Source organism: Arsenophonus sp. ENCA, assembly GCF_002287155.1.
Lineage (GTDB): Bacteria > Pseudomonadota > Gammaproteobacteria > Enterobacterales > Enterobacteriaceae > Arsenophonus > Arsenophonus nilaparvatae.
Window position 1 is genome coordinate 1 of sequence record NZ_NHNG01000544.1, and the last position, 2469, is coordinate 2469.

General features: G+C 33.3%; 3 protein-coding genes and 1 other RNA gene. 2 read left to right on the top strand and 2 right to left on the bottom strand.

Annotated elements, in window-relative coordinates:
- Positions 1 to 635: 635 nt before the first annotated feature.
- Positions 636 to 1004, top strand: coding sequence for an Hha toxicity modulator TomB (tomB, locus tag CBG25_RS14130; protein WP_290607397.1), 369 nt, complete (start codon positions 636 to 638; stop codon positions 1002 to 1004).
- Positions 1005 to 1060: 56 nt separating this feature from the next.
- Positions 1061 to 1264, top strand: a complete 204-nt coding sequence (locus tag CBG25_RS14135; protein WP_290607399.1) for an HHA domain-containing protein — start codon at positions 1061 to 1063, stop codon at positions 1262 to 1264.
- 543 nt (positions 1265 to 1807) lie between these two features.
- Here CBG25_RS14135 and ffs read toward each other — a convergent pair.
- An RNA gene (gene ffs, locus CBG25_RS14140) (signal recognition particle sRNA small type) lies at positions 1808 to 1904 on the bottom strand.
- 163 nt (positions 1905 to 2067) lie between these two features.
- Positions 2068 to 2469: transposase (locus tag CBG25_RS14145; RefSeq protein ID WP_290607401.1), on the bottom strand; the 402-nt coding region annotated here is incomplete at its 5' end.

Here is a 2469-nt window from a genome sequence, read left to right on the forward strand (position 1 = left end):
TGATACTGGTTTGCAAAGAGGTCATTCTTAATGGCGCTGCGTTTCTTCATGGTGGTTAGCTCAGTAGACCAGCTTCCGATAACTTTATCAGCAAAATCAAACTCGGCTTAGGTTTTTCGAGGTGCCCATTAGTAATATTTCCATTAAAAGGCCAGATATTCTGGCCTTTTAAGTAAACATGTTTTTTAATAAATGAAAAATAACTCTAAATATATGACTAGAACTTATTTTTTAATAAAAAAATAAATAATAATAAAATAACACAGTAATACTGTAAATTTTTGTATATATTTGATATTTTGCTCTAGATTAGTTGCTTGATTAACATCATATAACAAAAAACTTTATACAGAGATAGTGACTTATGCGATAATAGTGCTATATTAATATCCAGTAGGCTGTTTGCTTTACTTTTACTATACTCACACAAGTATAAATTTTATAAATTATCTAGATTCTTCTGATTGTTTATCGACACCTATTTATAATTTTGGTAACAATCATAATTAATAGTGTTTTGATTTTACAAAAAATAAAACAATATATTAATTCAATGGTAATTTCTTCATCTTTAGCAGTATTATGCAATAAAAATGAGTAATAACCCGTAATCTGTGGTTTAAATGGAGGTGATTATGGATCAGTACTCACCAAGGAGTTATGATATCTTAGTGCTAAAGTATTTATGTGATGCTCTATATCGTGAAGCGATGTTAACTTTGCATAGGACAAAAACCCATTGGAAAAATGATCTTGGTTCCGCTCAAAGCGTTAAACTTAATGTATTAATTGATCATATCACAGATTTTATTGGTCAATTTAAATTAAAATATCCGAATAACGTAAACCTTTTTATTTTTATTGACGAATATTTGGATGAAACTTATAACCTATTTGGTAAACCTATAATGAGCCTAACAGATATTTCTGATTGGCAAAAAATGAATGAGCATTTGGCTGAAATATTAACAAATGATATAAAATATTCATTAAGTAACACTTGACGCAACAGCCAATAACATTCATATTTTATACATCTATAATTTAAAGAAAGGAAATTATGACTAAAATTGACTATCTGAGGCGCTTAAGAAAATGTACGACTATCGAAACATTGGAGCGCGTAATCGAAAAAAACAAATATGAATTATCTGAAGACGAACTTGAATTATTTTATTCTGCCGCAGACCATAGGTTAGCAGAGCTCACAATGAATAAACTTTATGACAAAATTCCTTCGTCAGTTTGGAAATATGTTCGTTAATAAGTAAATCTTTCCTTTATCAGATAGGATATGGTTATAATTTTAGCCGATAGCCGTTATCGGCTTTTATTAATAACTATATAACTTAAAATATTCATTCATTGCACGGATAATTATATCGTGGTGTTGCTTACGTTATTAGATTAAACAATGAACCATATTTATATTTTCACTTAATCAAAAAATAACCCTATAATTATCCTCACTCAATCATAACTCTTTTTCATTAATAAAAACCATATCTAAACAATAGCTATTCATGAAAAGAATCAATGCTATTTATTTTTTAATTAATAATTCAATTGCATCATTAATCAAAATTCATAATTTTACATAATCTTATTTTTCTATAAAAACTAAACCAAAAACTGGCATTTAGATTAAAATGAAAATTCATCAAATTAATTGAAAATTTTTCTCTAAGTAAAAAACCAACCATATTGAATTAATTTAGCAACTTTCAACATAAAAACAATTTTTATTAACTGGATTAATTTTATCTGAAAAAAGTATAAATATCTTAGAAATGTTAAACTGGCGGAGTCCTGTCAGCGACATCCCCGCACATACACCCCTTGCTATGGCTGCTTCTTTCCAGACCTGACCAAGTTAACAAGTTAACACTGCGGGAGAACCAACAGGACCCCATTGAATGGCTCTATATGAACAATAGAGGCACGCATTATGCGCTATTCATATTCAAATAGCAAGAAAACAGAAATCAAGTGTTGTTTTCTTATTCAAATAGGCTTTGTTGAATAAATCAGAGGTAGCGGACAGGATGACTCCCGCCGGTACTCCCATTATGCAATGCGAATGCTGTTCGGCATGCCCAGCAGCGTCATGCGGTTCAGCGCCTTAACCATTGCCATCGCCTCACCTACCTGAGCGTCATAGTCTCGCAGGCTCAGATGACCGCCCAGCAAGGTTTTGATGCGGAACATCGCGGTTTCAGCCACTGAACGCCGGTGATAACCTGTTTTTTTCTTCCAGACGTCATTGTTACCGCTCAGATACTGATTCGCCACGGCATGGTTGCGTTCATGGTATTTGTCGGGCCAATACTGTCCACCTTTTCTCGGTGGGATAAGCGGCCTGATTTTTTTCCTCAGCAGAGCATCATGGCAGTAACGGGTATCGTAAGCTCCATCTGCCGACGCTTCCCGGATTTTCCGGTGGGTCTGGTTAATCAGCCCCGGCAGTGC